This is a genomic window from Streptomyces sp. NPDC090442, from assembly GCF_044769405.1.
Lineage (GTDB): Bacteria > Actinomycetota > Actinomycetes > Streptomycetales > Streptomycetaceae > Streptomyces.
Map to the genome: position 1 here is coordinate 1 of NZ_JBIVXW010000293.1, position 1,006 is coordinate 1,006.

At 69.4% G+C, this 1,006-nt stretch carries 1 protein-coding gene; it reads right to left on the reverse strand.

Going from position 1 to position 1,006, the window contains the following annotated elements:
* Positions 1 to 234: 234 nt before the first annotated feature.
* On the reverse strand, positions 235 to 939 hold the full coding sequence (locus ACIQU6_RS45110) for a PspA/IM30 family protein (RefSeq protein WP_096382430.1): 705 nt from the start codon (positions 937 to 939) through the stop codon (positions 235 to 237).
* Positions 940 to 1,006: the final 67 nt, after the last annotated feature.

The following is a 1,006-nucleotide window of genomic DNA, read 5'->3' on the forward strand; positions in this document are numbered from 1 at the left end:
ACCGTCGCCGCCGATCCATCCATCGATCATTTCGCCGCCGGCCAATCCCACCGCCGACAGCAGCCAATAGCCCACGACCACGCCGAGCAGGACGGTGTAGAACGCCGTCGGCAACGTCAGGATCGTGCTGAAGAAATCGCCCATTTCGTTTCCCTCCCCCGCTTGCCGCATCGCCCGCGGCGCCTCCATGAAACCGGCCGACCCCATGTCGACCGGCCGTATCGATCCGGGCGCTCAGCCCGGCAGCTTCTGCCGCAACCGCGCCAACACCGCTTCGGCGCCGGCCTCGTCGGCGATGATGCCGGCGTCGCGCAGTTTGCGTTCCAACGCATCGCCGCTGTCGTGGCGCGCCAGTTCCGCCGCCGCCTCCATGCGCGCGCCGCGTTCGGCCTGTTTGAGCTTGATCCGGGCCAGCGAATCGACCGCGGTCTGCAGCCGGTTGTGCGGCCCGGCGTAGCGCTGCGCGACCGCGGCCTGCGCGCGCTGCATGCTTTCGGTGGCCTTGACCGTGTCGAGCTGCTGCTTGAGCCGGCGGATGTTGCCTTCGGCCATCGCCACCGCGCGGCGCAGTTCGGCGACGCTGGCGGCGAGCTGGCCCAGATGCGCTTCGTCGTCGCCGCGCGCGGTTTCCAGTGCGGCGATCTTGTCGGCGACTTCGCGCGCCAGCGCGTCCTCGCCCGACTCCAGCGCCTTGATCGCATAGCCTTCGTATTCGGCGATCTTGTCCGCGCTGAGCGCCAGCGCGCGCTCGGCCAGGGTGTGGCGCGCGATCAGGTGCGCCAGCGATTCGCGCGACTGGCGCAGGTCGATGTCGCAGTCGCGGATTTCCTGGTCGAGGATGCGCAGCGCCTGGCTGTCGGCCCAGGCTTCGCCGAGTTCCTGCGCGCCGGCGCGCACCGAGGTCAGCAGCTTGCTCCAGATGCCGTCGTGCTTGGCCATCACGCCGCCTCCAGCAACTGCGTCTCGTAGGCCTCGGTGGCCTTGATGACGTTGTCGGCCAGGGTTT

What these genes read in the sequence shown, in the direction of transcription:
- ACIQU6_RS45110 (WP_096382430.1), bottom strand. Translation starts at nt 939, where the DNA reads ATGGCCAAGCACGACGGCATCTGGAGCAAGCTGCTGACCTCGGTGCGC.